The 26,712-nt window shown below is 60.1% G+C and carries 22 protein-coding genes, 1 tRNA gene and 1 pseudogene; 13 read left to right on the top strand and 11 right to left on the bottom strand.

What is annotated here, in order from left to right; genetic code table 11:
* Positions 1–647: 647 nt before the first annotated feature.
* The 5 genes from D109_RS0130160 to colR all read right to left on the bottom strand — a co-directional run bounded on the left by D109_RS0130160 (position 648) and on the right by colR (position 4,421).
* A complete protein-coding gene (locus tag D109_RS0130160) occupies positions 648–878 on the bottom strand; it encodes a hypothetical protein (protein WP_008433604.1) in 231 nt (76 codons plus the stop codon).
* Entirely contained in the window at positions 878–1,594 is a 717-nt protein-coding gene (locus D109_RS0130155) for a lipopolysaccharide kinase InaA family protein (protein ID WP_026078314.1), read from the bottom strand. Before D109_RS0130155 ends, D109_RS0130160 begins: the two co-directional genes overlap by 1 nt.
* A 4-nt stretch (positions 1,595–1,598) precedes the next feature.
* Entirely contained in the window at positions 1,599–2,279 is a 681-nt protein-coding gene (locus tag D109_RS0130150) for a class I SAM-dependent methyltransferase (protein ID WP_017480192.1), read from the bottom strand.
* A gap of 188 nt (positions 2,280–2,467) precedes the next feature.
* Entirely contained in the window at positions 2,468–3,748 is a 1,281-nt protein-coding gene (locus D109_RS0130145) for a HAMP domain-containing sensor histidine kinase (RefSeq protein WP_017480191.1), read from the bottom strand.
* On the bottom strand, positions 3,738–4,421 hold the full coding sequence (gene colR, locus D109_RS0130140) for a two-component system response regulator ColR (RefSeq protein WP_017480190.1): 684 nt from the start codon (positions 4,419–4,421) through the stop codon (positions 3,738–3,740). The genes D109_RS0130145 and colR overlap by 11 nt, the downstream gene beginning before the upstream one ends.
* Before the next feature lie 201 nt (positions 4,422–4,622).
* Here colR and D109_RS0130135 point away from each other — a divergent pair, with 201 nt between their 5' ends.
* The 5 genes and pseudogenes from D109_RS0130135 (at position 4,623) to D109_RS0130115 (ending at position 10,472) form a co-directional block, all read left to right on the top strand.
* Positions 4,623–6,572: an LTA synthase family protein gene (locus D109_RS0130135; protein ID WP_026078313.1), complete on the top strand. Its 1,950-nt coding sequence runs from the start codon at positions 4,623–4,625 to the stop codon at positions 6,570–6,572.
* Positions 6,573–6,635: 63 nt separating this feature from the next.
* Positions 6,636–6,755 (top strand): annotated as a pseudogene (locus tag D109_RS1000000135400) (phosphoesterase); the annotation flags it as partial.
* A gap of 220 nt (positions 6,756–6,975) precedes the next feature.
* On the top strand, positions 6,976–7,674 hold the full coding sequence (locus D109_RS0130125) for a response regulator transcription factor (RefSeq protein WP_017480187.1): 699 nt from the start codon (positions 6,976–6,978) through the stop codon (positions 7,672–7,674).
* Positions 7,664–8,959: a HAMP domain-containing sensor histidine kinase gene (locus D109_RS0130120; RefSeq protein ID WP_017480186.1), complete on the top strand. Its 1,296-nt coding sequence runs from the start codon at positions 7,664–7,666 to the stop codon at positions 8,957–8,959. Before D109_RS0130125 ends, D109_RS0130120 begins: the two co-directional genes overlap by 11 nt.
* 85 nt (positions 8,960–9,044) lie before the next feature.
* Entirely contained in the window at positions 9,045–10,472 is a 1,428-nt protein-coding gene (locus D109_RS0130115; protein WP_026078312.1) for a glycosyl hydrolase family 8, read from the top strand.
* Between the two features lie 131 nt (positions 10,473–10,603).
* On the opposite strand, the gene groL is transcribed toward D109_RS0130115, so the two are convergent.
* From groL to D109_RS0130095, 4 genes are all read right to left on the bottom strand, one after another.
* Positions 10,604–12,247: a chaperonin GroEL gene (groL, locus tag D109_RS0130110; protein ID WP_003208597.1), complete on the bottom strand. Its 1,644-nt coding sequence runs from the start codon at positions 12,245–12,247 to the stop codon at positions 10,604–10,606.
* A gap of 50 nt (positions 12,248–12,297) precedes the next feature.
* Positions 12,298–12,594, bottom strand: coding sequence for a co-chaperone GroES (groES, locus tag D109_RS0130105; protein ID WP_003208599.1), 297 nt, complete (start codon positions 12,592–12,594; stop codon positions 12,298–12,300).
* A gap of 248 nt (positions 12,595–12,842) precedes the next feature.
* Positions 12,843–13,319 carry an FxsA family protein gene (locus D109_RS0130100; RefSeq protein ID WP_008433587.1) on the bottom strand — a complete coding sequence of 159 codons (477 nt, stop codon included), beginning with the start codon at positions 13,317–13,319 and terminating at the stop codon, positions 12,843–12,845.
* A gap of 66 nt (positions 13,320–13,385) precedes the next feature.
* The gene (locus D109_RS0130095) at positions 13,386–14,117 is read right to left on the bottom strand and encodes a HugZ family protein (protein WP_017480184.1); all 732 of its coding nucleotides are present in this window, start codon (positions 14,115–14,117) and stop codon (positions 13,386–13,388) included.
* Positions 14,118–14,191: 74 nt separating this feature from the next.
* On the opposite strand from D109_RS0130095, the gene D109_RS0130090 reads away from it, so the two are divergent.
* The gene (locus tag D109_RS0130090) at positions 14,192–14,950 is read left to right on the top strand and encodes an SDR family oxidoreductase (RefSeq protein ID WP_017480183.1); all 759 of its coding nucleotides are present in this window, start codon (positions 14,192–14,194) and stop codon (positions 14,948–14,950) included.
* Here D109_RS0130090 and D109_RS0130085 read toward each other — a convergent pair whose 3' ends face one another.
* On the bottom strand, positions 14,951–15,958 hold the full coding sequence (locus D109_RS0130085) for a DUF481 domain-containing protein (RefSeq protein WP_017480182.1): 1,008 nt from the start codon (positions 15,956–15,958) through the stop codon (positions 14,951–14,953). It lies immediately after the preceding gene.
* Between the two features lie 154 nt (positions 15,959–16,112).
* Between D109_RS0130085 and D109_RS0130080 the strand changes: the two genes are divergently transcribed.
* From D109_RS0130080 to D109_RS0130065, 4 genes are all read left to right on the top strand, one after another.
* Positions 16,113–16,475: an MGMT family protein gene (locus D109_RS0130080; RefSeq protein WP_017480181.1), complete on the top strand. Its 363-nt coding sequence runs from the start codon at positions 16,113–16,115 to the stop codon at positions 16,473–16,475.
* Between the two features lie 43 nt (positions 16,476–16,518).
* A complete protein-coding gene (locus tag D109_RS0130075; protein WP_017480180.1) occupies positions 16,519–18,051 on the top strand; it encodes an AmpG family muropeptide MFS transporter in 1,533 nt (510 codons plus the stop codon).
* 198 nt (positions 18,052–18,249) lie between these two features.
* Positions 18,250–19,965 carry a proline--tRNA ligase gene (locus tag D109_RS0130070; protein WP_003208614.1) on the top strand — a complete coding sequence of 572 codons (1,716 nt, stop codon included), beginning with the start codon at positions 18,250–18,252 and terminating at the stop codon, positions 19,963–19,965.
* Between the two features lie 20 nt (positions 19,966–19,985).
* On the top strand, positions 19,986–20,939 hold the full coding sequence (locus D109_RS0130065; protein ID WP_017480179.1) for a hypothetical protein: 954 nt from the start codon (positions 19,986–19,988) through the stop codon (positions 20,937–20,939).
* Between the two features lie 115 nt (positions 20,940–21,054).
* Here the strand turns inward: D109_RS0130065 and dinB are convergent, their stop codons facing one another.
* On the bottom strand, positions 21,055–22,113 hold the full coding sequence (gene dinB, locus D109_RS0130060) for a DNA polymerase IV (RefSeq protein ID WP_017480178.1): 1,059 nt from the start codon (positions 22,111–22,113) through the stop codon (positions 21,055–21,057).
* A 291-nt stretch (positions 22,114–22,404) separates the two neighbouring features.
* Between dinB and D109_RS0130055 the strand changes: the two genes are divergently transcribed.
* The 3 genes from D109_RS0130055 to D109_RS0130045 all read left to right on the top strand — a co-directional run bounded on the left by D109_RS0130055 (position 22,405) and on the right by D109_RS0130045 (position 26,690).
* Positions 22,405–22,481: transfer RNA gene (locus D109_RS0130055), tRNA-Met, on the top strand.
* 280 nt (positions 22,482–22,761) lie between these two features.
* The gene (gene mprF / locus D109_RS0130050) at positions 22,762–25,404 is read left to right on the top strand and encodes a bifunctional lysylphosphatidylglycerol flippase/synthetase MprF (protein ID WP_017480177.1); all 2,643 of its coding nucleotides are present in this window, start codon (positions 22,762–22,764) and stop codon (positions 25,402–25,404) included.
* Positions 25,404–26,690 carry a virulence factor family protein gene (locus D109_RS0130045; protein WP_017480176.1) on the top strand — a complete coding sequence of 429 codons (1,287 nt, stop codon included), beginning with the start codon at positions 25,404–25,406 and terminating at the stop codon, positions 26,688–26,690. The genes mprF and D109_RS0130045 overlap by 1 nt, the downstream gene beginning before the upstream one ends.
* Positions 26,691–26,712 lie beyond the last annotated feature (22 nt).

The following is a 26,712-nucleotide window of genomic DNA, read 5'->3' as shown; positions in this document are numbered from 1 at the left end:
ACGGGGCGCCTAAGATCAAGATCAAGATCAAAAGCAAGAGCACAGCGGCCTACCGGCCGACTTGAGTGCTGAAGAGCAAAATCAAAATCTAAAGCGGGCACGGTCAAATGTGGGAGCTGGCTTGCCTGCGATAGCATCAACTGGGTACACCTGATGCACCGAGGTGTCTGCATCGCAGGCAAGCCAGCTCCCACAGAAAAGCAGCTCTGTTTTCGCTCTGGCTTTTGATCTGGCTTTTAACACTCAAGCCGGCCGGTAGGCCGCTGTGCTCTGCTTTTGATCTGCTTTTGATTTTGATCTGCGGGCCCCGTTAACCACGATGGCCGCAAGCAGGCACGGTGGAGCGGGTAAATCGGCAGGGAAGCCGATTTAGCCGCGCCGGGCCATGGATGGCCCGTCGCGGCGGCCCGCGGAGCCGTGCCGGAGGGCGGGCATGCCGAGCCTAGGCGAGGCACCGAGTGGTGGGGCAAAGACCTTTTGGTTACTTTTGGGGCGTTTGCCAAAAGTGACCCGCTGTAAGAGCGGAACCAATAGCAGCCATAACCGCAGCAACGGATATGTACTCGATCAACCAACCAACCCCAAAAACCCAAGCCCAAATAAAAGGCCTCGAACTAGCGAGGCCTTTTATTTGGGCTTCAATCTCTTCAACTCTGTGGCCTCATCCCTTGGGACATCCCAAACATGAACAACAACAACTCATGATCAGGCTTGGCCGCAACACCGACCTTGGCGATCCGCGGCATCGGGCACTGCTGCCCGACACCCTGCACCGCACTGAGGACTTGTGTCCGGGGCTGCTCCCAGGCAGCCAGGGCCAGGGCCGCTATGCCCAAAGCCCCCAACAGAAACAAACCTCGTGCAATTTCTAGCTTCATTACGTTAAACCTTTGATAGCGCTGCCAAACGCCGTCTCGTAAAAGTAGCTGAGTTTCTGCCAGTCCGTAGCATTCCACGACGAATGGCGGCGCAACTGCAACATGTCATGCCGGGCCGCCTGCAACGCCGTCAAACGCTGGCGGCACTTCTCGAAGTCCAGCAACGCCACTTCAACCTTCGCCGCGTCACCCTCACCCGTCACCCGCACAAAGATGTGCTTGATATACAGGCAACCATGCTGCCAACGGCCCTTGTGCATCCGCGCCAGGGTGCCAGCGAGTTCCTTGAGCAGGCGCTCGTGCACCAACTCGCCATACTGCTCACGACCTCCAGCGGCGTACCAGTTTTCGATCTCGTCGAAACCGTCCAGCGACGCCGTTACCAATAAGGCCTTCCATTGGTGCTCAGGGTCACGACGGGCTTCGCAGAACACCAGTTCCGGCACGCGTACATCCAGCAAACGCAGGCCCTTGAGGGCATCACGTTCACGTAACACAGTGGGGCGTCCAAAAGGATGGAGCCAACTGCGGTAGATATGGCCCGTCTGGCGCTTGCTATAGAGCAAACGACCATTGGTACCCATCACCCGTTGCACACCACTTTCACCGCCGCGACGACGATTGGGCTCTTCGACCCACTCGCCCTGCTGGCGCCAGAAATAATCAAATCGCTCCTCGGGAGCTACTTCACTACCTGCTAAACACTCGACAGCCATCCTGTTACCTCTTGCGCAATACATACACTCGCCACATGGCGTAGAGCGGTATGAAGTCCAGAGATTCCTGAACACGGAAACCGGCTTGTTCAAACTCTGCCTCAACAGTAGCAGCCGGTAACACGAACCGATTTTGGTAACCTTGTTGCTCACCTTTGTTGCGACGCCGCACTTCGGCACGCTTGCGTTTCCAGGCCTTGAAGTTGCCGTCCACCCACAACGAGATAATCACGCTGTCACGGGTAACACGCTGAAATTCGCGCAGTATTGCCAGCCTGTGCTCGGGATCACCGATGTGGTGCATCAAGCGCATGCAGAAAATGCTGTCGACCGCGTTATCCGGCAAATCGATATCAAACGCCGACGTTTGCAAGGGGCGTACCCGTTTCACCACATCCGCCGGTTGGGCGACCGTGGCGATCTTCAGCATCGACTCTGAATTGTCCGCCCCGATGATCACGCGGTTGGGCTTTTCTGCCAGCAAAGGCCAGAAACGCCCAGCCCCACATGGCAAGTCCAGCACCAGGCCAGGCTCGCCCGCCATGGCTAACGCACCACGCGCCAATTGCTCGTCGCGTTTGTGGGACAACCGGCGAGCCAGATTGTCCTGATGTTTGAGTAAATAATTCTGCGCGTGCTGATCGTCGTACTTTTCGGAAAATTCGAGCTTGATCGGGGTAGGCATCACCGGGTCTCCAGTTACTGATGCCTACAACCTTAAGAAGCGTCCCGTGATCAACAGGTCAACACATTGTGAAAAACTTGTCCTGTCGAATCGTATACATTACAAAACTTTGCAGACACAAGTCGTGGCATGTTGCCATCTTCGGCGAAAATGAGGGAGTCTGCCGCAGGTTAGCGGCAGGGCAGGCATCAGGCTTTGACCTGACTCAACTCAACATGAAAGCGGCAGCCATTGGGCTCCATGGTACTGAGGCTGACGCTCCAGCCTTGGTTCTCGCAGATACGCTGAACCAGGGACAACCCCAACCCCAGGCCTTCGCCACGTTTCTCGCTGCCGCGTACAAACGGCTCGAACATCGCTTCGCGCTTGTCTTCAGGTATCCCGACACCGGAGTCCTCCACCACAAAGCCGCTCGGCTCCAGGGTGAGGCGAATAAAGCCATGTTCGGTGTAATGCAGTGCGTTGCGCAGCAGATTGCCCATCACCGCGTGCAGGAAGGTCGCGTTGTAACGGGTATCCAAGGGCGCGCCGGGCTGATAAATCAGCTCAAGGCCTTTGCGCTCGATCGGCTCACGCCAGATCCCCAGCAGATCGTCGGCCACCTGGGCCAGGTTGGCTTGGGGCGACATGCCCGCCTCCTCGCGCTGGGCACGGGCCAGCATCAGGAAGGTCTGTACCAGTTCGCGCATTTCTTCACAGGCCCGTGCAATGCGTTCGACCTGGTTACGGCCGCGCTGGTCAATCGCCGGGTTCTCCAGCAACAGTTCGCAGGAACTGGCGAGCACCATCAGCGGGGTGCGCAACTCGTGGCTGACGTCACTGGTAAACAGCTGCTCCCGGGACAACGCCTGGCGCAAGCGGCCCAGGGTCGCGTCGAAGGCCACGGCCAGTTCACCGACCTCATCCGCCGCGTAATCCGGGGCCAGGGGCGGCGCCAGGCCGAGTAACTGGTCGCGATGACGCACTTGGCGGGCCAGGCGGACCACCGGGGCCATGACCTTGCGCGCCAGTACCCAGCCGAGGAATACCGCCAACGCCAGGCTGAGCACAAACCCCACCAGCACCACGGCGAACAGCACGCGCTCGCGCTCTTCGAAGTCGCTCTGGTCTTGCAGCAGCACATAGCGGCGACCGTCGACGATTTCGACCATCGCGTGGTAGGAAAGCTGCTCGCGAAATACCTCATGGAAACCGGCGTCGAGATGGCGCAAGTCCTTGGGCAGCTCGAAATCGCCGGGGCCGCCGCTGAAGTAGAACAACTGGTCTGGCTCGGGACGGTGGTTCCAGTCCTCGACGCTGTCCATCAGCAGCAGGCGCTGCAAGTCACCGCCCAGGCCTGCCGAAATGAGCTTTTCTTCCACCAGGTGCACGGTAGCGACGATGCCCATGGCGAAGGCCCCCGCCACCAACGCGCTCATCAAGGCGAAGGCGATGATGATCCGCTGGGCAAGGCTTTGCTTAAACTCCATCACGACCCTCGGCCAGGCGATAACCCACACCATGCACCGTTTGCAGCAACGGTTTGGCGAAGGGTTTATCAATCACCTGACGCAGTTGATGGACATGGCTGCGCAAGCTGTCGCTGTCCGGGCAGTCATCGCCCCACAGGGCTTCTTCGAGAATTTCACGGCGCAATACGTGAGGGCTCTTTTGCATCAGCACCGCCAGCAGCTTCAGGCCAACCGGGTTGAGCTTGAGCAGGCGCCCTTCGCGGGTGACTTCCAGGGTGTCGAGGTCGTAATTCAGATCACCGACCTGCAAGGTCCGGCGACCGCCGCCCTGGGCACGGCGCAGCACCGCTTCGATACGCGCGGCCAATTCCGACAGGGCAAACGGCTTGAGCAGGTAGTCATCGGCGCCGGACTTGAAGCCCTGCAGCCGGTCATCCAGTTGGTCGCGGGCGGTGAGCATGATCACCGGCGTGTCGCGGCGGGCGTCTTCGCGCAGGCGTTTGCACAGGGTGTAGCCGTCGATGCCGGGCAGCATGATGTCGAGCACGATCAGGTCGTAATGTTCGGTGGCAGCCAAGTGCAGGCCTGACAAGCCGTCCTGCGCGCAATCCACGGTGTAGCCCTTCAGCCCCAGGTAATCGGCCAGGTTGGCCAGAATATCGCGGTTGTCTTCAACCAATAAAATTCGCATGGGCAGTGTCTCCGTACGCGGTAACGGCCGTGTTGGCTCGCGCAGCTTAAGGCCAAGTAGGACTCAGGGCTAGGCCTGAGGGCCGTGTCCATTACTCTTTTCAACCGATTGCGAGACTTAACGAGTTTTTCACTATAGGTTCACAACCTGACTACAGTGTCAGCGCGAAGATCGCGCCCATCGAAAATAAGGAACATTGACATGGGTTTCCCAAAAACGGCGCCAATGCGCTATTTGCTGTTGGTGACCGGTGCGTGGCTGGTTGTTTTTCTACTAACCCGCATTCTGCTGCTGGTAACCCATCTGGATGAAGTGAGCGGTAACCTGCTGCCGGTGTTCGGCGTGGGCCTGCTTTATGACCTCGGTTTCCTCGCCTACGCCGCCCTGCCCTTGGGCCTATATTTGCTGCTGTGCCCGCCAGGGTTGTGGCGTCGCCGCGGCCATCGCTGGTTCCTGCAAGGGGTACTGACCGTCAGCCTGTTCGCCATGCTCTTCACCAGCGTGGCCGAATGGTTGTTCTGGGACGAGTTCGGCGTGCGCTTCAACTTTATTGCCGTGGATTACCTGGTTTACTCCAAAGAGGTGCTGAACAACCTGCTGGAGTCTTATCCGATCGGCAAGCTGCTGAGCCTGCTGGCAGTCTTGGCGATAGTCTTGAGCCTGGCGTTGCGTAAACCGTTCAACGCAGCGATGAATTCACCGTTGCCGGCAATGCGCAAACGGCTGCTCAACGCCCTTGGCTTGTTGGTGGTGGCCGGCCTGAGCCTGCAACTGATCAATCAGGACAGCCCGCGCAGCCAGGGCGGTAACGCCTACAACAACGAACTGGCCAGCAACGGTCCTTATCAGTTCTTCGCCGCCTTCCGTAATAACGAATTAGACTACAACCAGTTCTACAAGAGCCTGCCAACCGATGTCGTCGCCAAGCAGTTGCGCGCCGAACTCAGCGAACCCAACGCACGGTTTATCGGCACGGACCCGCTGGATATCCGTCGCGCCATTACCAACCCGGGCACGCTGCGCAAACCCAATATCGTACTGGTGACCATCGAAAGCTTCAGTGCCAAATACATGGGCAGCAACGGCGACCCGAATAACCTGACACCCAACCTCGACGCGCTGCGCAAACAGAGCCTGTACTTCAATAACTTCTACGCCACCGGCACCCGCACCGACCGTGGCCTGGAAGCTATCACCCTGGCTATCCCACCAACGCCCGGGCGCTCCATCGTCAAGCGCATCGGCCGGGAAAGCGGTTTCGGCAGCCTGGGCCAACAGCTCAATGCCATCGGCTATGACAGCGTGTTTGTCTACGGCGGCCGTGGCTACTTTGACAACATGAACGCGTTCTTCAGTGGCAACGGCTACCGCGTGGTCGACCAAAGCAGCGTGCCTGAAGCGGAAATCAGCTTCAAAAACGCCTGGGGCATGGCCGACGAAGACCTCTATAAACAGACGCTGAAACTGGCAGATGCCGACTACGCCAAGCAGCAACCGTTCCTGCTGCAACTGATGACCACCTCCAACCACCGCCCGTATACCTACCCGGCAGGCCGCATTGATATCAAATCCGGCGACGGTCGCGACGGTGCGGTGAAGTACACCGATCACGCCATCGGCCAGTTCCTGGAGGCGGCCCGCCAGAAGCCATGGTTCGACAACACAATCTTTATCTTCGTCGCCGACCACACAGCCGGCAGCGCGGGCAAGGAAGACCTGCCGATGGTGAACTACCAGATCCCGCTGTTCATCTACGCCCCCAAGCTGGTGGACGCCGGCGAGAACGCGAAGCTGGCCAGCCAGATCGACCTGGCTCCAACACTGCTGGGCTTGCTGAACCTGAGCTACGAGTCGACGTTTTTCGGCCGCAACCTGCTGCAAGACAACCCGTTGCCGCCACGGGTCGTGGTGGGCAATTACCAGTACCTGGGGTTGTTCGACGGCAATGATCTGGCGATTCTCAGCCCACGCCAAGGCCTGCGCCGCCATGACCAGGCACTGGGCGACAGCCACGAATCCCGTGTGGGCAGCGATGACCCGTTGATTCAGCGAGCCATTACTTACTACCAGGGCGCCAGTTATGGCTACAAACAACAGTTGCTGAGCTGGAGGATTCCCAAGGACGAGGCTCCCAAAGTGAGTACGCGCTAACCAACATGCCCCGGCCAGGTCTGGCCGGGGCTTTTTTTAGGATCCCAACCCCTCAACTTCTGGCTGTGCCTCGGTGTGCCTGCCGTGCTGGCGGTGGCCATGCCGTTGCTGGAGCTGACGTCCCTGGACATGGACATCGCCAAGCTGTTTTACAACGCCTGCGAAGGCGGCTTTGTGGGCCGGGCGGGCAAGGGGCGCACTTTCTTTCCAATAACGTGTGGACGGCGATTTTCAGCTGGCTGATTTGTTTTGGCGCCTATTACTTCTTGCTGTACCAGCCGGTGAAAGCACCGCAGCCCGCCTTCCAGAAGCAGCCCGCAACGCCTTGATGAACAGCCCTTGCCTCGCCGGGGGGAAGGGCGCAACACTCTGCGCACTTTTTTGGCAACGATCCCGCTGAGCCATGTCCGAAACCCTGCTGCTGATCGAAGACGACCTGCCCCTGGCGGCACTCACCGCCGAGTTCCTGCGTGCCGAAGGGTTTACCGTGGCCGTGGAACACCGAGGCGACCGCGCCGCCCAACGCATCCGTGATGAACAGCCCGCGCTGTTGATCCTCGATGTGATGCTGCCGGGCATCGACGGCTTTACCCTGTGCCGACAGATTCGCGACCACTACCCCGGGCTGATCCTGATGATGACGGCCCTGGACGAGAACGCCGAACAATTGGTGGGGTTTGCCGCCGGGGCTGACGACTACGTGGTCAAGCCGATCGACCCGCAACTGTTGCTCGCGAGGATCCGCTCACTGCTGCGCCGCCATCCCCAGGCGCCCCGCCATTTCTATCAGTGGGGCGCTTTTCGCCTGGACCTGAACAACCACTTCGCCTGGCTTGGCGAGGCGCCCTTGCAGTTTTCGGTGGCCGAGTTCGAGTTGCTCGCCATCTTCGCCCGTCACTGCGGCGTGTTGCTCACCCGGGAAAAACTGCTCCAGCGCCTGCGGGGCCTGGAGTACGACGGCCTGAACCGTTCGATTGATATGCGGGTGTCGCGCTTGCGCAAGAAACTGATGAGCCTTGAATGCCCCGTGACCATCCAGACCATCACGGCGCAGGGATACCTGTTCGTCGAAATCCCGAGCGGGGGTCAACATGCTGTCTAAAGTGCGCCCCTGGATGGCCATCGCGGCCGGCACCAGTTGGGCCGTCCTCACCCTTTACCTGTTGTGGATGTGCACGAACGCTGCGGTGTTTATCGGCGACTATAGCTTTCTGCGTCTGATGGCCGGGCCGGGGTATCTGGTTGCCGAGCAACTCAAGGCCTTGCCCGCCGAACAACGGGAGGCGCGCATCGAGTCGCTGCAAGCGCGCTTTCAATACCCGGTAAGCCTGGTGAAAAAGGACGATATCGAGCTGCCGCCGGAAGCCATTGTCATGCTCGACCACCATCAACCGGCGCAGAACAGTGACGAGGACATCACCTACTTCCCCCTGGACGATGACACGGTGATTCAATTCGGCCCCTTGTGGGGAACCGCCGAAGTGAAGGACCTGCTGCAATATCCGGTGTATTGGGTGACCGCCTGTGTCGCCGGCCTACCGGTATTGCTGTTTCTCTGGATCGCCCTGCGTGCCCGACGCAAATACACCCACGACCTCAACACCCTCAACGCCAGTCTCACTGCCCTCGCCCGCACACCCAACACGCTGCTGCCGGCGATGAGCCAGGAATGGGCGCCGCTGCTGCAGACCTTGCGCAAGCATGCCCAGGACATCACCTCGATGGGCGAGCGCCACCGGGAAGTTTCCCAAGCGGTGTCCCACGAACTGCGCACGCCATTGGCCCGGATGCGCTTTGCCCTGGCGCTGCTGAGTAAAAGCGCCGACCCCGACACCCGCACCCGCCTGCAAGAGCGCCTGCAAACCGACATCGAAGAGCTGGAGTCGCTGGTTCGCGCCAGCCTCGCCTTTGCCCGGCTGGCCGATGCACCCAGCGACCTGCAGCATGAGCCGATCAATATCCATGACTGGCTACAGCAGGAGTTTGCCCTGCTGGATGGGCACCATCGCCTGCTGACCCTGGACACCGACCCCGCCGACCTCGAACTGATCGGCGACCGCGCCCTGCTGCATCTGATCGTGCGCAACCTGCTGAGCAACGCCATCACTTACGCCCGCGAACGGGTGAACGTCAGCGCTGCGTGCCAGGACCAGCACCTGGTGCTGCATGTAGATGATGACGGCCCGGGCGTGCTGCCGGAAAACCGCGAAAAGATCTTCGAACCCTTCGTGCGCCTGGCCATGGGCGGCGACGAGCCCAGCGGGTTTGGCCTGGGCCTGGCGCTGGCCAAGCGCGCCACCCATTGGCACCGTGGTGAGCTGTCGATCACCCGCAGCCCATTGGGCGGCGCACGCCTGACCCTGACCCTGGCGCTGCGCCCGGGTTAGGCTGTTACAGCCTGTGACAGTGGAACGTCCGCGCTGCCGCTAACCTCGCGACCTTGCCCTTTGGATCAGGTTGGAGAGTCAGTTCATGCGTCACCCTAGATGGCATCTGCCCACGCTGCTGTTATCACTGTGCATGGCCGCCAGCTCATGGTCAGTCAGCAGCGCAGCCCAGAGTGCTCACGCACCCTACTACCCCGGCACCATCCTGCCCAATCGCCAGCCCCAGGCGATCATGGATCAGCAGTTGGTCACCTTCTACAAGGACTGGAAGGCGGTGTATCTCTCGGGGGAATGCGGCAGCGGCCGGTATTTCGTCAAGGTCAACGCCGACCACAAACCCGTGGGCGGTGGCGCCGCGCCCAACACCATCACGGTGTCCGAGGCCCATGGCTACGGCATGCTGCTCACGGTGATGATGGCGGACTACGATGAAGATGCCCAAACCCTCTTCGACGGCATGGTGCGCTACTTCCAGGATCACCCGGCAGCCTCCGATCCCGGCTTGATGGCCTGGAACCAGATAGAAGGTTGCGGCGACTCCACCGACCCTTTCCGTGGCGACGTCAGTGCCACCGACGGCGACCTGGACATCGCCTACGCCCTGCTGCTGGCCGACCAGAAATGGGGCAGCGAGGGCACCATTGACTATCGCAGCGAGGCCAACACGGTGATGGCGGCGATCTTGAAACACGAGGTGCACCCCAGGACCCAGCACCTGATGCTCGGCGACTGGGCCGGCACCGACGGCGACGCGGAGCTTGAGTACACCACCCGCAGCTCGGATTTCATGCAGTCGCACCTCTACAGCTTTTTCGCCATGACCGGGGATAAACGCTGGCAGGCGGTGCGCGACAAGACCTATTCAATCATCAGCGACTTTACCCAGCGCTACAGTGCCAAAAGTGCTTTGGTGCCGGACTTCATCAGCCACTTGGACACTTCGCTCACACCTGCACGGCCTGAACTGGTGGAAGGTCAATACGACGGCGGCTACTCGTGGAACGCGGCCCGTTACCCATGGCGCATCGGCCTGGATTACCTGATGTACGGTGACCCTCGTGCGCTGTACACCTTGACCACCTTCAACCGCTGGGCACGCGCCACCACCCACGATGAGCCGGGCAACTTCAACAGCGGTTACCGAATCGACGGCAGTGCCATCGAGCAAGCGCACAATGAGCCGGCCTTTGTGGCGGCACTGGGGGTCAGCGCAATGATCAACCCCGACAATCAGCTGTGGCTCAATAACATTTGGGACAACCTGCAACGCCGGTCCATCCGGGACCATGATTACTACGGCAACACCCTCAAACTGCTGGGCATGGTCGTCATGTCCGGCCACTGGGAGCGGCCCCAACCGGCGCCACTCAAAAAAACCGCAAACGTGCCTGTCCATCCGTCATCCGGCACTGCGGCACCGGGACCCGTGGCATCTTTGCCGGCTGCCTCGCAGCTGATGCTAGCTCGTGGCTTTATGTTCAAGAAGCTCCTGGGGCGTCGCGGCGTCAGTTGAAGCGTGCGCATAAAGCGGGACGCGGAGCGTCCCTGGCGGCATTCCCACGCAGAGCGTGGGAACGATCAGCATAAAAAAACCCCGCCTGCATCGCTGCAGGCGGGGTTTTTCAGTATCGGGGTAAGGCTGGCTTACATCATGCCGCCCATGCCGCCCATACCGCCCATGTCTGGCATACCGCCGCCAGCTGGAGCATCTTCTTTGATCTCGGCGATCATTGCTTCAGTGGTGATCATCAGGCTGGCAATCGACGAAGCCGCTTGCAGAGCCGAACGAGTCACTTTAGCCGGGTCCAGGATGCCCATTTCGATCATGTCGCCGTATTCGCCGGTAGCAGCGTTGTAACCGAAGTTACCCGAACCCTGCTTGACCTTGTCGACCACTACGCTTGGCTCATCGCCGGAGTTGGCAACGATCTGGCGCAGAGGTGCTTCAACCGCACGACGCAGCAGAGCGATACCGACGTCTTGGTCAGCGTTGTCGCCTTTCAGCTCGGAGATAGCCTGCAGAGCGCGAACCAGTGCCACGCCACCGCCAGGTACCACGCCTTCTTCAACGGCTGCACGGGTAGCGTGCAGGGCGTCTTCAACGCGGGCTTTCTTCTCTTTCATTTCAACTTCGGAACCCGCGCCAACCTTGATCACTGCAACGCCGCCGGACAGCTTGGCCAGACGCTCTTGCAGTTTTTCACGGTCATAGTCGGAAGTGGTATCAGCCACTTGAGCGCGGATCTGGGTAACACGTGCCTGGATGTCAGCTTCAACACCAGCACCGTCGATCACGGTGGTGTTTTCCTTGGTCACGGTGACGCGCTTGGCATTACCCAGGTGTTCCAGGGTAGCGCTTTCCAGGCTCAGGCCGATCTCTTCGGAGATAACGGTACCGCCAGTCAGAACAGCGATGTCCTGCAGCATGGCCTTGCGACGATCGCCGAAACCAGGTGCCTTGACAGCAACCACTTTCACGATACCGCGCATGTTGTTCACAACCAGAGTCGCCAGGGCTTCGCCTTCAACGTCTTCGGAAACGATCAGCAGTGGGCGGCCGGCCTTGGCAACAGCTTCCAGAACTGGCAGCAGTTCACGGATGTTGGAGATCTTTTTGTCAACCAGCAGGATCAGCGGGCCGTCGAGCTCGGCGGTCATGGTGTCTGGCTTGTTGACGAAGTACGGGGACAAGTAGCCACGGTCGAACTGCATGCCTTCAACAACCGACAGTTCGTTTTCCAGGCCCGAGCCTTCTTCAACGGTGATCACGCCTTCTTTACCGACTTTTTCCATGGCTTCGGCAATGATGTCGCCGATGGAGCTGTCGGAGTTGGCCGAGATGGTGCCGACCTGAGCGATTGCCTTGGTGTCAGCGCATGGCTTGGACAGGGACTTCAGCTCTTTGACAATGGCGATGGTCGCCTTGTCGATGCCGCGTTTCAGGTCCATCGGGTTCATGCCGGCAGCGACGGCTTTCAGGCCTTCGTTGACGATCGACTGAGCCAGAACGGTAGCGGTGGTGGTGCCATCGCCTGCGTCATCGTTGGCACGGGAGGCAACGTCTTTGACCAGCTGCGCGCCCATGTTTTCGAAGCGATCTTTCAGCTCGATTTCTTTGGCGACGGACACGCCGTCCTTGGTGATGGTCGGAGCGCCGAAGCTCTTCTCGATGATCACGTTACGGCCTTTAGGGCCCAGGGTCGCTTTTACTGCGTCAGCCAGGACGTTGACACCGGCGAGCATTTTCTTACGGGCGGAATCGCCGAATTTAACTTCTTTAGCAGCCATGATCGATATTCCTTAAATACTTTGTAGTAACGGGAAGATGAGCGGGGAAATCAGCCTTCCAGAACAGCGAGAATCTCGTTCTCAGCCATTACCAGCAGGTCTTCGCCGTCGATTTTCACAGTGTTGCTGCCGGAGTAAGGGCCGAAAACAACCTTGTCACCCACTTTCACAGCCAGCGCACGTACTTCACCGTTTTCCAGGGTCTTGCCTGGGCCAGCAGCGAGAATCACACCGTGGTTGGCTTTTTCAGCAGCCGAACCTGGCAGCACGATACCGCCAGCGGTTTTCTTTTCTTCTTCACTGCGACGGATGACGACGCGGTCATGCAGAGGACGAAGCTTGCTCATTGTCGATCTCTCCTAATTGTGTTTTTCATCAGCCGGTGTCAATTCCGGCAGGTTAAATTCCGGCGGTGCCGGTCGCGGTTCGCGGCGCGAAACGCGGAAGTCTGTCTGGTGTCGCCACCAGAAACCTTGCGGTGACCGTTACATAAGGGCGCATAAGCTTATTACAAGGGTGCCAAGATGAAATTTTTTGTGTCGGGGGAGGCTTCAAAAGCCGCACGGCACCCGCAGGTGCCGTGCCAGTGAGGGGATTACTTGGGATCGCGGTGTTCGAACTCGCCTTCGATCACGTCACCTTCACGCCCCAGGGGCTGGCGCGGGGCCGGGCCGCCACGGGGTTGCAGGTCGTCGGCAAAGGCGCGCTGGCGAATGGCAGCCTCTTCGGCCCGCTGGCGCATCTTGCCCGCCAGCAGCTTGCGAGTGAACGGCAGCAGCATCACCAGGCCGACCACATCGCTGATGAAGCCCGGCAGGATCAACAGGCCACCAGCCAACGCCATCATCAAGCCTTCAAGCATGGTCTGGGCCGGCAGTTCGCCGCGATTCAGGCTTTCACGGGCACGCAGCGCCGTGGCCAGGCCGGCGACGCGCAGCACCAGAACGCCGAGCATCGAGCCGAGAATGATCAGCAGCAGCGCCGGGAAAAACCCGATGGCCCCGCTGACTTGTACAAATACGAACAGCTCCAGCACCGGAAACAACAAAAAGAGCAACAAAAAAGGGCGCATCAAATGGTTCCTCAACGCAAGAATGCCTTGCTACTTCACCTTAGATGACGTCGCCGTTTCGTGAATTCAAGCTTCAGCGGCTGCTTTTTTCGGCCACACCTCGGCGTGAGCCAGGAAAACCAAGGCTTCGCGTACTTGTGTCGGCGTGTTGCAAGGCTCGGCAAAGGGCAGCCAGTAGAGTGCCTGGCCAATGCGCAGGTGCATGCCTTCACTGTCGATGCCCGCCAGTTGCGCAGGCTCGGTGGTCGGCAAGCCGGCCAGTTCGACGTAATGGGCAATGGCCTTGGCATGGTCGCTGTTCATGTGTTCGATCATGCTCAGTTCGGCCTTGCCAGCGAACGGATTGGCCAGGGTCAGTTGGTCGACCCAGTGGATCGCGCCAAACCCGCCGATATAACGGTGGCGCACCGGCTTGAGCACCCAGAAGTCAAAATCATGGGCCTTGTGGTAGTTGGCCGAATCCGGGAAATAGCGGTAATAACGCTCCGCTGCGGCTTCAATCTCAGCGCTGTCTTCGAGCTTTTCGGCCTCGGCCAGGTAGGTCAGGCGCCCTACCGCTTGAACGTCGTCCGCCTCACGCTCCCCTACCAGCAGTGAGCACTTGGGGTCTTTCTGCAAGTTATGGGTGTGCTGGGCAATGCGGCTGATCAGGATCAGCGGCCGGCCGTCAGGGTCCAGGCAGTACGGCACCACTGAGCCAAACGGAAAACCGGGCATGGCCTTGGACAAGGTGGCGAGTGCCCCACGGTATTCCTTGAGCAGTAGTTCTCGGGCATTCTTGGCAACGTGCGCGCTCAACTTATGACTCCTTTGATAAATTCCGTCAAAAACAAACTTGGATAGCCGCTTAATTCTGCCCACAGGACTTGCGAATGGATCTCAACGACAAAGTAATCATTATCACCGGCGGTTGCCAGGGTTTGGGCCGTTCCATGGCCGAGTATTTTGCGGCCAAGGGCGCGCATCTGGCGCTGGTGGACCTCAATCAGGAAAAACTCGACCAGGCGGTGGCCGCCTGCCAGGCCCATGGCGTGAAGGCTCGAGCCTATCTGTGCAACGTAGCGAATGAAGAGCAGGTGACCCAGACCGTGGCCCAGATCGCCGAAGACTTCGGCGCGATCAACGGCTTGATCAACAACGCAGGAATTTTGCGCGACGGGCTGCTGCTCAAGGTCAAGGATGGCGAGATGACCAAGATGAGCCTGGCCCAGTGGCAGGCGGTGATCGACGTGAACCTCACCGGCGTGTTCCTGTGCACCCGCGAAGTGGCGGCAAAAATGGTGGAGCTGAAGAACCAGGGCACCATTATCAATATCTCGTCGATCTCCCGGGCCGGTAACGTCGACCAGACCAATTACTCCGCCGCCAAGGCCGGTGTAGCAGCCGCCACCGTGACCTGGGCCAAGGAGCTGGCGCGCTACGGCATTCGCGTGGCGGGCATTGCACCGGGGTTTATCGAGACGGAGATGACCCTGGGCATGAAGCCAGAGGCCCTGGAGAAGATGACGTCGGGCATTCCCCTCAAGCGCATGGGGCGGCCCGAGGAGATTGCCCATTCAGCGGCGTATATCTTCGAGAATGACTACTACACCGGGCGGATCCTGGAAATGGACGGCGGGTTGCGCCTTTAATTACCAGGTGACGCCGAACCCTGCGGTATAGCGGGTCTTGCTCAGCGCGCTTTCCGAGTCGCCACTAATAATGTCGCGCTCGGCCTTGAGGTTGAGGGAAGCCCACTCGGTGACTTTGTAGCGCAAGCCCATTTCGGCATCCAGGGAATAGTCGGATGGCCCTGCCAGCGGCTTGCCCAGCTCGCCATTGGTGAAGAACTCGACGGACTTGCCCACCAGGTAGCGGTTGTAGTTCCACTTCATCGCCAGCGAGTAGAAGTTGTCCTTGCCGCCATCCTGGTATTCATAGTCGGTGCGGTTGACCAACGAACCGAGGGAGAACGCGCCCAGTTCGTCATCCCAAAATTGGTAGCCCGGGCCGGTACCCACGGTGCGCTGGCGAGACAGGTCTTCGACTTTGTCGCGCTTGTAGGTCAAGCGCCCCTGCCAGAACCAGTGTTCGGTGAAAAAGCGGTCCAGGTCGTACTCCAGCCCCCAGTTGTCGGTGGTGGTCACGTCGTCCTGGAATTCGCGGTTGTATTCGCCCTGGGCGGTATGGCGCCACTGGCCATGGCGGGCGGTGGTCTTGAAGTCGATGTCGTAGTCGTTGGTGTCTTTTTCTGCGCGCTTGTAGTCCAGCGCCATGTCGACATTGCCCTTCCACACCAAGTCTTCGATCACAGGCTTGGGCTTGATGATCTGCTGGATGCTCGCCAGTTCGACAGTCTTGGGCGCCTCACCATTGGCCAGGGTGACCTTGCCGTCATCGGCCGCCTTCAGGGATTTGGCTTTCTCGCCGATGTAGGCGTCCTGTTTGACCAGCAGCTCCTGATCACTTTCCAGGGTTTTAACCTGCTTCCAGTCCACCGGGATGGCACCGGCATAATCAGTCTGGATCAGCAGCTTGCCGCCGTCGAAAACCTTTATCTTGCCGGTCAGGCGGTCACCATTTTTCAACCAGACGGTATCGGCGAGCAGCGGGGTGGAGGCGCTGAAAACAGCAAGGCATAGCAGGGTTCTGGACAACATAAGCGAATACAGGCTCAAGTTTGGCGGAAAAAACGGGCATTATCGGGTTGGATAACTTCTTAGCAAGGACTGACTCGGGTATTTGTATCGAGTTCCGTTCCCAGCCTTACATTTGCAGACATTTCCCACGAATAGACGGATATTTTCATCGGATATGCCCACCGTGAACACAACGACCGACGCCCCGCAAAGCCCGGCCGAAATGCGCCGCACCGTGCTGTACCTGACCCTTGCCCAAGTACCTGAAGGCTGCGTAATCAGTTACGGGGAGCTGGCGCACCTCGCCGGTTTGGGTCGTGCCGCACGCTGGGTAGGGCGCACTCTGAGCCAACTGCCCGAGGACACCAAATTGCCCTGGCACCGCGTGTTGGGTGCCGGTGGTCGGATAAGTCTGCCGGTGGGCAGCGCCTCAGGGGACGAGCAACGTGCGCGTTTACGCGCTGAAGGTGTCAGTATCCTGAACAATCGCGTTGATATTCAGCGTCATGGCTGGCGCCCGGTAGAGCACAGCGGTTAGAGTGCGCGCTTTATTTGCGTAATTCTGAGGCAGACTCCAGCCCATGCCCCGTAAAACCTGGCGCGCCGCGCTCGCCGCCTATGCCAGCCCCTCGACGTTAGTGCTGCTGTTGCTCGGCTTTGCTGCCGGCTTGCCTTACATGTTGGTGTTCTCGACGCTCTCGGTGTGGTTGCGTGAGGCCGGTGTGGCCCGCGAAACCATCGGTTACGCGAGCCTGATCGGCCTGGCCTATGCCTTCAAGTGGGTCTGGTCGCCCTTGCTCGACCAATGGCGCCTGCCACTGCTCGGCAAGCTCGGACGTCGTCGATCCTGGTTAGTCTTGTCCCAGACGCTGGTTATCCTCGGATTGATCGGCATGGGGTTCTGCGATCCGCAAAAACACCTGTCCTGGCTGATCGCTATCGCGGTTATCGTCGCCTTCGCTTCCGCCACCCAAGATATCGCGGTAGACGCCTACCGCCTGGAAATCGCCGACGACAGCCAGCAGGCCGCGCTCGCCGCCAGCTATATGTCCGGTTATCGCGTGGCCGCCCTGCTGGCCACCGCAGGCGCCCTGTTTTTTGCTGAAGGCTTCGGCTCCACCGGGTTCAATTACAAGCACTCGGCATGGACCGGCACTTACGTGCTGTTTGGTGTGCTGATGGTGCCCGCGCTGCTGACCACCCTGTTCATGCGCGAGCCCAATGTGCCATTGCGCACCCAACTGCAGGCCGGGCGCTACAGCTTTGCTCACCAGTTAGTCTCGGTGTTCGTATTGATCGTGCTGCTGGTCTCGGTACCGGCGATGTTCACCCAGCTGTACAACACTGACTTCGCCAGCGTGCTGTTCCAGGGCGTGAGCCTGCTGGATCTGCTGCTGGAAGACCGCGCATTCCTGCGGGCCATCCTCTATATCATCCTCACCACCCTGTGCCTGTCGACCATGGGCCGCCGGGGCCTGGCGCCGGTGCTCACACCGGTCAACGACTTTATCCTGCGCTACCGCTGGCAGGCCCTGCTGCTGTTGGGGCTGATTGCCACCTATCGCATGTCGGACACGGTAATGGGCGTCATGGCCAACGTGTTCTATATCGACCAGGGTTTCACCAAGGACCAGATCGCCGGCGTCAGCAAGGTCTTCGGCCTGATCATGACCCTGCTGGGTGCCGGCATGGGCGGCCTGCTGATCGTGCGCTTCGGGATCCTGCCGATCCTGTTTATCGGCGGCATTGCATCGGCCGGCACCAACCTGCTGTTCGTGATGCTCGCCGACATGGGCCCGGACCTGCAGATGCTGATTTTCACCATTTCCCTGGATAACTTCAGTTCCGGCATGGCGACCTCGGCGTTTGTCGCGTACCTGTCGAGCCTGACCAACCTGAAGTTCTCCGCCACCCAATACGCACTGCTCAGTTCGATCATGTTGCTGCTGCCGCGCTTGATCGGCGGGTATTCGGGAGTGATGGTCGAGAAGTTCGGTTACCACAACTTCTTCATGATCACCTGCCTGCTGGGTGTGCCGACGCTGATCCTGATCGCCTTGCACTGGTTCCAGGAAAGCCGGCGGATTCGGCTGAATCCAACCAAAGAAGACTGAAAACACGCGGTCAATGTGGGAGCGGGCTTGCCTGCGATTGCATCACCGCGGTGTAACTGACACACCGTGTTGCCTGCATCGCAGGCAAGCCCGCTCCCACAGAAGCCCTGCTCCAGCAACCAGATGCCTGTACGTCAGCGGCAAGCGCCCGTACAATCCCAAGTCATTTCAAGTCCAAGCAACCGACAACGGCCTACCATGCGCACCAGTCAATATTTGCTCGCCACACAGAAAGAAACGCCTTCCGACGCGGTCGTGATCAGCCACCAGCTGATGCTGCGCGCCGGCATGATCCGCAAACTGGCCTCGGGCCTGTACACCTGGCTGCCCATGGGCTTGAAGGTGATGCGCAAGGTCGAAGCCATCGTTCGTGAAGAAATGAACGCTGCCGGCTCTCTGGAAGTGTTGATGCCGAGCACCCAACCGGCTGAGCTGTGGCAGGAATCCGGGCGCTGGGAAGAGTACGGCCCTGAATTGCTGCGCTTCAAGGATCGTCATGGCCGCGATTTCTGCGCCGGCCCGACCCATGAAGAAGTGATCACCGACCTGATGCGCAACGAGTTGAGCAGCTACAAGCAGCTGCCCCTCAACCTGTATCAGATCCAGACCAAATTCCGTGACGAAATCCGCCCACGCTTCGGTTTGATGCGTGGCCGCGAATTCATCATGAAGGACGCCTATTCGTTCCACGCTGACCAGGCGTCCCTGCAGGTCACCTACGACCGCATGCACACCGCCTACTGCAACGTGTTCACCCGCCTGGGCCTGAAATTCCGCCCGGTTGAAGCGGACAACGGCTCCATCGGCGGTGCCGGCTCCCACGAATTCCACGTGCTGGCCGAATCCGGTGAAGACGACATCGTGTTCAGCAACGGTTCCGACTACGCGGCGAACATCGAGAAAGCCGAAGCCGTGCCACGGGAAACGTCGCGCCCTGCGCCAAGCGAAGAGCTGCGCCTGGTGGACACACCTGAGACCAAGACCATCGCGGCCCTGGTGGAGAAATTCAATCTGCCGATTGAAAAGACCATCAAGACCCTGATCGTGCGCGCCGAGGAAGAAGGCAAGCTGATTGCCCTGGTAATCCGCGGCGACCACGAGCTCAACGAAATCAAAGCTGCCCAGCAGCCTGGCGTTGCCAGCCCGCTGGTCATGGCCACCGACTCCGAGCTACGCGACGCCATTGGCGCCGGTGCGGGTTCCCTGGGCCCGCTGAACCTGCCGTTGCCAATCATCATCGACCGTTCGGTTGAGCTGATGAGCGACTTCGGCATCGGTGCGAACATCGATGACAAGCACTACTTCGGCGTGAACTGGGAACGTGACCTGCCGGTTCCAACCGTGGCCGACCTGCGCAACGTGGTGGCCGGCGACCCGAGCCCGGACGGCAAGGGCACCCTGGAAATCAAGCGCGGCATCGAAGTCGGGCACATCTTCCAGCTGGGCAACAAGTACAGCAAGGCGATGAAGTGCGAAGTGCTGGGCGAGAACGGCAAGCCGATCACCCTGGAAATGGGCTGCTACGGCATTGGTGTTTCCCGCGTGGTTGCGGCTGCCATCGAGCAGAACAACGACGAGAAAGGCATCATCTGGAGCGACGCCCTGGCGCCCTTCCAGGTTGCCCTGGTACCCCTGCGCTACGAAACCGAGCAAGTACGCGAAGCCACCGACAAACTGTATGCCGAACTCACGGCGGCCGGTTTTGAGGTGCTGCTGGATGATCGGGACAAGAAAACCAGCCCGGGCATCAAGTTCGCCGACATGGAACTGATTGGCATCCCACACCGGATCGTGGTCAGTGATCGCGGCCTGGCCGATGGCAACCTGGAATACAAGAGCCGGACCGAAGCCGAAGCCCAACCGTTGCCGGTGGCTGACGTGCTGTCTTTCCTTCAGGCGCGTATTCGTCGCTGAAAACCAGATCAAGAGTCGTCATGTTCAAGCGAAACACCATAGCCCTGGGGGGCGCCACGTTATGTGGCGCCCTGCTGGTCAGCGGCTGCGCCAACCAAATGTCGCAACGCAGCGAACACGAGGAACGTATCGAGCGCAAATTGCTCGATCACAGCCTGCAGATCGACGTGGGCGAACCCAAGGTGCTGGAGCTGCCGCAACGCCGGGTTCGCATTCACGAGCAAAAGACCTTTGAGGTCACCGAATTCGAAGTCACCCGTCGTTACGACCGCTACACGCCCTACCAGCCTTGGCGCAAACTCTACGAGATGCCCTTTGGCGCGGTCGCGCTTGTGGCGGGCGTCGGCGCTAACGTGGTGAATGTCTTTGCCCTGGGCAACCTGCCTTCCAGCATGACCCGCGATTGGCTCACCTACGGCGTGGACGGGATCAACCCGTTCATGAACGTGCAATCCAACGGTCGGGCGCAACAGAACCTGGCGGGTATCGATGAAGTCCAGCGCGACAAGCGCGTGGAGTATTCAAGCCTGCCCTGGAGAGAACGCCCGGTGCAGGTGACCGCCGGCAAGCAAACCCATGAGCTGACCACCGACCGCAACGGCGTGCTGCGCCTGAACCTGTTGGACAGCCCGTTTGCCGAGCAGGACCTGAACCGCATCAGCACTCTGAAGATCAGTGTGGAAGATGCCCAGGACGATGTGCACTCGGACTCATCCCTGGCCGTCAGCGGCACGCTGCGCAGCAAACTGCTCGAAGCCCACGCCTTGATCTACGACGACCTGGAAGACGACGAAGTCAACGAGTGGGTACACCGGGTCAAGCGTCTGTCGGAGCTGGGTTTGGAAGAAGAAGCCAGCGAGCTGGAACAAAGCCTGATCGAACTGACCCGCAATGATCCCGAGTTGCAGCAGGAATTCTTGCAGGCCTTGACCAAGGATGCAGGTCGCCTGGTGGCGGACCCTGAGGCACGCTGAAGCCGTTAAATGTGGGAACGGGCTTGCTCGCGAATGCGGTGTGCCAGCTGATGCATGTGCTGGCTGACACGCCGCATTCGCGAGCAAGCCCGCTCCCACATTTGGTTTCCGGTTTCTACCAGGGAAATTGGAGCTGCTCGTTGCCGTCGCTCAAATCCAGCAAGCGCACCCCTATTCCCAGCAATCGCACCGGCTTGCCGCCGCGATTGAACGCCTGGGTCAGCAACTGCCGGTAACTCTCCAGATCCCGCCCTGCCCCGGCCTGCTCCAGCGTGGTCTGGGTAAAGTCGTGAAACTTCACTTTGACGAACGGCTTGCCCGCCCGGTAGCTGCTGTCGATGCGCGCCATGCGCCCGGCCAGAGTGTCCATCAGCTCAGGCAGTTTTTCCAGGCAACTGGGCAAGTCCGGCAGGTCGACATCGTAGGTGTTTTCAACGCTGATGGATTGCCGGCGGCTGTCGTTCTGCACCACACGGTCATCAATCCCACGGGCCAGGCTCCAAAGCCGCTCGCCGAAGCTGCCAAATTCACGCACCAGCGCCAGCTTGTTCCACTCTCGCAGTTGCAGGCAGTCTTCGATCCCCAGCCGCGTCAGCTTGTCGGCCGTTACCTTGCCCACGCCATGGAGCTTTTTCACCGGCAGCGCCGAGACAAAGTCTTCCACCTGATCGGGGGTGATCACAAACAGTCCGTTGGGCTTTTTCCAGTCGCTGGCGATTTTGGCGAGAAACTTGTTCGGCGCCACGCCCGCGGAAACGGTGATGTGCAATTGGTTGGAGACCCGCCGGCGAATGTCCTGGGCAATGCGCGTGGCGCTGCCGCCGAAATGCGGGCTGTCGGAGACGTCCAGGTAGGCTTCATCCAGGGACAACGGCTCGATCAGGTCGGTGTAGTCGCGAAAGATTGTCTGGATTTCCTTGGAGGCTTCTTTATAGGCATCCATGCGCGGCTTGACGATGGTCAGGTCCGGGCACAGCTTCAAGGCGTGCCGGGACGACATGGCCGAACGCACACCGTAGGCCCGTGCTTCATAGTTGCAGGTGGCGATCACGCCGCGACGGTCTGCCGAGCCACCAACCGCCAGGGGCTTTTGCGCCAGGGTCGGGTCGTCGCGCATCTCGATGGCGGCGTAGAAGCAATCACAGTCAACGTGGATGATTTTGCGCTGCGTCATATATAAGGCGGTGGTTCTGGGCAGAAAACGAACAGGCGGGCAGTATCTCACTCACACCTGTATATAGCACCAGTAGTTTGATTCTTCCGCCTAAGCGGTAGGAAAATTCTTCGATGAATTCATTTTCTCAATCGAAACACACCCCCCAATAGAGCTGAAAGCCTCGGCCAGACTGGCCCCGAGCCCGATCAAGGTGCCACCTTGGAGAGCTAACCGATTGAACCACAAGCGCTTTTCTTTGAATCAGCGGTTGACACACTCCCGTTCCTCTGTAGAATGCCGACACACAGACGCGGGATGGAGCAGTCTGGTAGCTCGTCGGGCTCATAACCCGAAGGTCGTCGGTTCAAATCCGGCTCCCGCAACCAAACATCAAAAAAGGCTGCTCGAAAGAGTGGCCTTTTTTGTATCTGACGAAAAAGTCCTTTTGAAACAATGGCATGGCATCTTTCATGAAACCGTACACGGTTTATAGAGTCCATCTCATTGCAAGCTATGCTAAGTCTTCAAGCACTGTCCTTCTACGACCATTGGGCGCTGTCGCCGCACCGCGCGATACGCGTTAATATTTGTAATTATTTTGTACATAGGGATTGGTAACTTGGCTGGATACCTCCATCCTGTCGCGCACAATCCACGAGGTGATTGATGCGCGCCAACTCGTCTGAACCACAAGACCCTGTCACAGCGACACAACCGATCACTCCCACCCGCTTACGCTGGCTGGATCTGTTGAGCAAATACCGCCAACCCATTGGGCTGGCCGTCACCTTGCTGCTGTTCGCAATCGCCCTTATTGCCTGTCGTCACCTGCTGCTTGAGCTGGACTTGTACGCGCTCCACGATTCGATCCTGGAAGTGCCGAAGCCTGCACTGCTCGGCGCCTTCGGTGCCGCTGTCGCCGGTTTCATCATTCTGTTGGGCTATGAATTTTCCGGCGCTCGTTATGCTGGCGTGAAACTGCCTGCCAAGACCCTGGCCTACGGCGGCTTTACCGCTTTCGCCATCGGCAACGCGATTGGTCTGTCGATGCTCTCGGGCGGTTCGGTGCGCTACCGTCTCTATGCACGGTATGGCATCGGCGCTTCGGAAGTGGCCCGCATGACCGTGTTTGCCAGCCTGGCCCTGGGTTGTGCACTGCCGCCACTGGCTGCGCTGGCCACCCTGAGCAACCTGCCCGCTGCATCCAACGCGCTGCATTTGCCCGCGAGCTTGCTCGGCGGTATCGCCGGCGCTGTATTGCTGTTGACGGCGGCACTGTGCATCGGCATTTATCGCCGCCGCCTGCCGGAACAACCTTATCCGGACAACCTGCTGGTCAAGGCCGGGCGCCGCACCTTGCGCTTGCCGGGCCGTCGCCTGACCTTCCTGCAACTGATCATCACCGCCCTCGACGTCGCCGCGGCCGCCACCGTGCTGTATATGCTGCTGCCGGAAGCGCCACCCTTTGGCCCATTCCTGCTGGTGTACCTGCTGGCCCTGGCCGCCGGCGTGCTCAGCCATGTACCGGGCGGCGTCGGCGTGTTCGAAGCAATCCTGCTGGCCGCCTTTGCCGACAAGCTCGGCGCCGCGCCACTGGCCGCCGCACTGCTGCTGTACCGGATGATCTATGTGGTACTGCCGCTGTTGATCGCCTGTGTGTTCCTGCTGGTCAATGAAGCCCAGCGCCTGTTCCATACGCAACAGAGCCTGCGGGCGGCCTCGGGCCTTGCTGCACCCATCCTGGCCGTACTGGTTTTTTTGTCAGGCGTGGTCTTGCTGTTTTCCGGCGCAACCCCGGAAATCGACTCACGCCTGGAAAACATCGGCTTCCTGATTCCTCATCGCCTGATTGACGCTTCGCACTTTGGTGCCAGCCTGATCGGCGTGCTCTGCCTTCTGTTGGCCCAGGGGCTGCGTCGCCGGTTGTCCGCCGCGTGGATGCTGACCATGGTGCTGCTGCTGACGGGCGCCCTGCTCTCCTTGCTCAAGGGTTTCGACTGGGAAGAAGCCAGCCTGATGACCATGACTGCGGTGCTGCTGGCGATCTTTCGGCGCTCGTTCTATCGCGCCAGCCGCCTGACCGAACTGCCGTTCTCGCCGCTGTACCTGGTGGCCAGCGTATGCGTGCTCGGTGCGTCGATCTGGCTGCTGCTGTTCGCCTACCAGGACGTGCCCTATAGCCATCAGCTGTGGTGGCAGTTCACCCTCGACGCCAACGCCCCGCGCGGCCTGCGCTCGCTGCTGGGCGCCGCCGTGGTGCTGGTGGTGGTGTCGCTGACCTGGCTGCTGCGTACCGCGCGCCCGATCATCCACCTGCCAACGCCTGAGGAACTGGAGCGCGCCACCAAGATCCTGATGAACTCGGCGCAACCCGATGGCGGGCTGGCACTGACCGGCGACAAAGCCCTGCTGTTTCACCCCAACGACGAGGCGTTCCTGATGTACGCTCGTCGCGGTCGCAGCCTGGTGGCCTTGTACGATCCGATCGGCCCGACCCTGCAACGGGCCGAAATGATCTGGCAGTTCCGCGACCTGTGCGACATTCACCATGCCCGCCCGGTGTTCTACCAGGTGCGCGCCGAGAACCTGCCGTATTACATGGACATCGGCCTGACCGCGATCAAGCTGGGTGAAGAAGCACGGGTCGACCTGAAACGCTTTGACCTGGAAGCCAAGGGCAAAGAGATGAAGGACCTGCGCTACACCTGGAACCGCGGGACCCGTGATGGCTTGTCCCTGGAGATCCACGAACCCGGCCAGGCCCCGATGGAGGAGCTGAGAGTCATCTCCGACGCGTGGCTGACCGGCAAGAACGTGCGGGAAAAAGGCTTTTCCCTCGGACGATTCAGCGACGACTACCTCAAGCACTTTCGTATTGCGATCATTCGCTTCGAAGGACACCCGGTAGCGTTTGCGAACCTGCTTGAGACCTACAGCCACGACCTGGCCAGTCTCGACCTGATGCGTGCGCACCCGGACGCGCCGAAACTGACCATGGAATTCATGATGGTCGGCCTGATTCAACATTATAAGAACCATGGCTACGCCCGCTTCAGCCTCGGCATGGTGCCGTTGTCGGGCCTGCAACCACGACGCGGCGCCCCGCTGACCCAGCGCCTGGGCTCGATGGTGTTCCGCCGTGGCGAGCAACTGTATAACTTCCAAGGCTTGCGCCGCTTCAAAGACAAGTTCCAGCCTGACTGGGAACCCCGTTATATGGCCGTGCCCGCAGGACTTGATCCGCTGGTGGCACTGGCCGACACCGCCGCCCTGATTGCGGGTGGCTTGACTGGATTGGTGAAACGCTGATGATTCGACGCTCCTGGCGGTATGTATTGGCAATCTTGGTGGTACTGGCACTGATCCTCGGTGGCGGTTACTGGTACTGGAACCGCCCTGCACCGCAACCGACTCTGGAACAACTGCCCCAGGCCGATGGCACGGTCCTGACCCGTGTAACCCCAGGCACCGCACCTAAAGCCCGGGTGGCCGTGGCCGTGCTGGCCGACGAAACCCTGACCGACAGCCAGTTGATCGCCCTCAGCCAGGGCGGCGCGGCGCAGATCGTTCAAGTGATCTTGCCCAAGGACGACTGCAAGCTGCAGGAACAGGCCCTGCAAACCGCCCTGGGCCAGCTTGCCGGCCCGGCGACCCTGGTGAGCGGCATCGGCCCTGGCGCATCGCTGGCCTGGCGCTGGCTGGCCGCACAGAACGACGACAAGGCCAATGCCATCTCCGTCGGCTTCGCGCTGGCGCAGCCAGGCTGCAACGACCCGCTGCCGAAAACCTCGGCCCACGGTAGCTGGCTGGTGGCCTGGAACGATAACCCTGACGATGATGCCGCCAGTTTCGTACGCGACACGCCGCGCGCCACCACCAGCATCAGCGACTACGACGTTCACTACCCGCAAGTGCTGAACAACGAACTGCGCAAGCAACTGGTGGGTTCGGACAACGGCGGCCTGGCGATCCCGGTGGTCGAAGTGCCGGCTGGCCAGGCCAAGGACACCGTCACCCTGTTCCTCTCCGGCGACGGCGGCTGGCGTGACCTGGACCGCGACGTGGCCGGTGAAATGGCCAAGATCGGCTACCCGGTGGTCGGCATCGACACCCTGCGCTACTACTGGCAGCACAAGACCCCGGAACAAAGCGCCAAAGACCTCACCGAGCTGATGCAGCACTACCGGCAGAAATGGGGCACCAAGCGCTTTGTGCTGACCGGTTACTCGTTCGGCGCCGACGTGTTGCCGGCCATCTACAACCGCCTGCCGGAAAACGAGCAGCAGCGTGTAGACGCGATCATCCTGCTGGCCTTTGCCCGCACCGGCAGCTTCGAGATCGAAGTGGAAGGCTGGTTGGGCAACGCCGGTAAAGAAGCCGCTACTGGCCCGGAAATGGCCAAGCTGCCGCCTGCCAAGGTTGTGTGCATCTACGGTGCCGAGGAAGTCGACGAGAGCGGCTGCACCGATAAGACCGCAGTCGGCGAAGCCGTGAAGCTGCCTGGCGGCCATCACTTCGACGAGAACTACCCGGCGCTGGCCAAGCGTTTGGTCGATATCATCGAGAAGCGCCAGGGCAAGACCCCGGCCGAATAAGCGCCCACAAAAAAGCCCCCGC

The sequence above is a fragment of the Pseudomonas sp. PAMC 26793 genome, assembly GCF_000313235.1.
Lineage (GTDB): Bacteria > Pseudomonadota > Gammaproteobacteria > Pseudomonadales > Pseudomonadaceae > Aquipseudomonas > Aquipseudomonas yamanorum.
Note: the sequence above shows the minus strand (reverse complement) of the source record. Positions and strands in the feature narration are given on the sequence as shown.

Excerpts from the sequence above, each read along its gene's own strand:
- D109_RS0130160 (WP_008433604.1), bottom strand. The coding sequence starts at position 878 with ATGAAGCTAGAAATTGCACGAGGTTTGTTTCTGTTGGGGGCTTTGGGC.
- D109_RS0130155 (WP_026078314.1), bottom strand. The coding sequence starts at position 1,594 with ATGGCTGTCGAGTGTTTAGCAGGTAGTGAAGTAGCTCCCGAGGAGCGA.
- D109_RS0130150 (WP_017480192.1), bottom strand. The coding sequence starts at position 2,279 with ATGCCTACCCCGATCAAGCTCGAATTTTCCGAAAAGTACGACGATCAG.
- D109_RS0130145 (WP_017480191.1), bottom strand. The coding sequence starts at position 3,748 with ATGGAGTTTAAGCAAAGCCTTGCCCAGCGGATCATCATCGCCTTCGCC.
- colR (WP_017480190.1), bottom strand. The coding sequence starts at position 4,421 with ATGCGAATTTTATTGGTTGAAGACAACCGCGATATTCTGGCCAACCTG.
- D109_RS0130135 (WP_026078313.1), top strand. The coding sequence starts at position 4,623 with ATGGGTTTCCCAAAAACGGCGCCAATGCGCTATTTGCTGTTGGTGACC.
- D109_RS0130125 (WP_017480187.1), top strand. The coding sequence starts at position 6,976 with ATGTCCGAAACCCTGCTGCTGATCGAAGACGACCTGCCCCTGGCGGCA.
- D109_RS0130120 (WP_017480186.1), top strand. The coding sequence starts at position 7,664 with ATGCTGTCTAAAGTGCGCCCCTGGATGGCCATCGCGGCCGGCACCAGT.
- D109_RS0130115 (WP_026078312.1), top strand. The coding sequence starts at position 9,045 with ATGCGTCACCCTAGATGGCATCTGCCCACGCTGCTGTTATCACTGTGC.
- groL (WP_003208597.1), bottom strand. The coding sequence starts at position 12,247 with ATGGCTGCTAAAGAAGTTAAATTCGGCGATTCCGCCCGTAAGAAAATG.
- groES (WP_003208599.1), bottom strand. The coding sequence starts at position 12,594 with ATGAGCAAGCTTCGTCCTCTGCATGACCGCGTCGTCATCCGTCGCAGT.
- D109_RS0130100 (WP_008433587.1), bottom strand. The coding sequence starts at position 13,319 with ATGCGCCCTTTTTTGTTGCTCTTTTTGTTGTTTCCGGTGCTGGAGCTG.
- D109_RS0130090 (WP_017480183.1), top strand. The coding sequence starts at position 14,192 with ATGGATCTCAACGACAAAGTAATCATTATCACCGGCGGTTGCCAGGGT.
- D109_RS0130085 (WP_017480182.1), bottom strand. The coding sequence starts at position 15,958 with ATGTTGTCCAGAACCCTGCTATGCCTTGCTGTTTTCAGCGCCTCCACC.
- D109_RS0130080 (WP_017480181.1), top strand. The coding sequence starts at position 16,113 with ATGCCCACCGTGAACACAACGACCGACGCCCCGCAAAGCCCGGCCGAA.
- D109_RS0130075 (WP_017480180.1), top strand. The coding sequence starts at position 16,519 with ATGCCCCGTAAAACCTGGCGCGCCGCGCTCGCCGCCTATGCCAGCCCC.
- D109_RS0130070 (WP_003208614.1), top strand. The coding sequence starts at position 18,250 with ATGCGCACCAGTCAATATTTGCTCGCCACACAGAAAGAAACGCCTTCC.
- D109_RS0130065 (WP_017480179.1), top strand. The coding sequence starts at position 19,986 with ATGTTCAAGCGAAACACCATAGCCCTGGGGGGCGCCACGTTATGTGGC.
- dinB (WP_017480178.1), bottom strand. The coding sequence starts at position 22,113 with ATGACGCAGCGCAAAATCATCCACGTTGACTGTGATTGCTTCTACGCC.
- mprF (WP_017480177.1), top strand. The coding sequence starts at position 22,762 with ATGCGCGCCAACTCGTCTGAACCACAAGACCCTGTCACAGCGACACAA.
- D109_RS0130045 (WP_017480176.1), top strand. The coding sequence starts at position 25,404 with ATGATTCGACGCTCCTGGCGGTATGTATTGGCAATCTTGGTGGTACTG.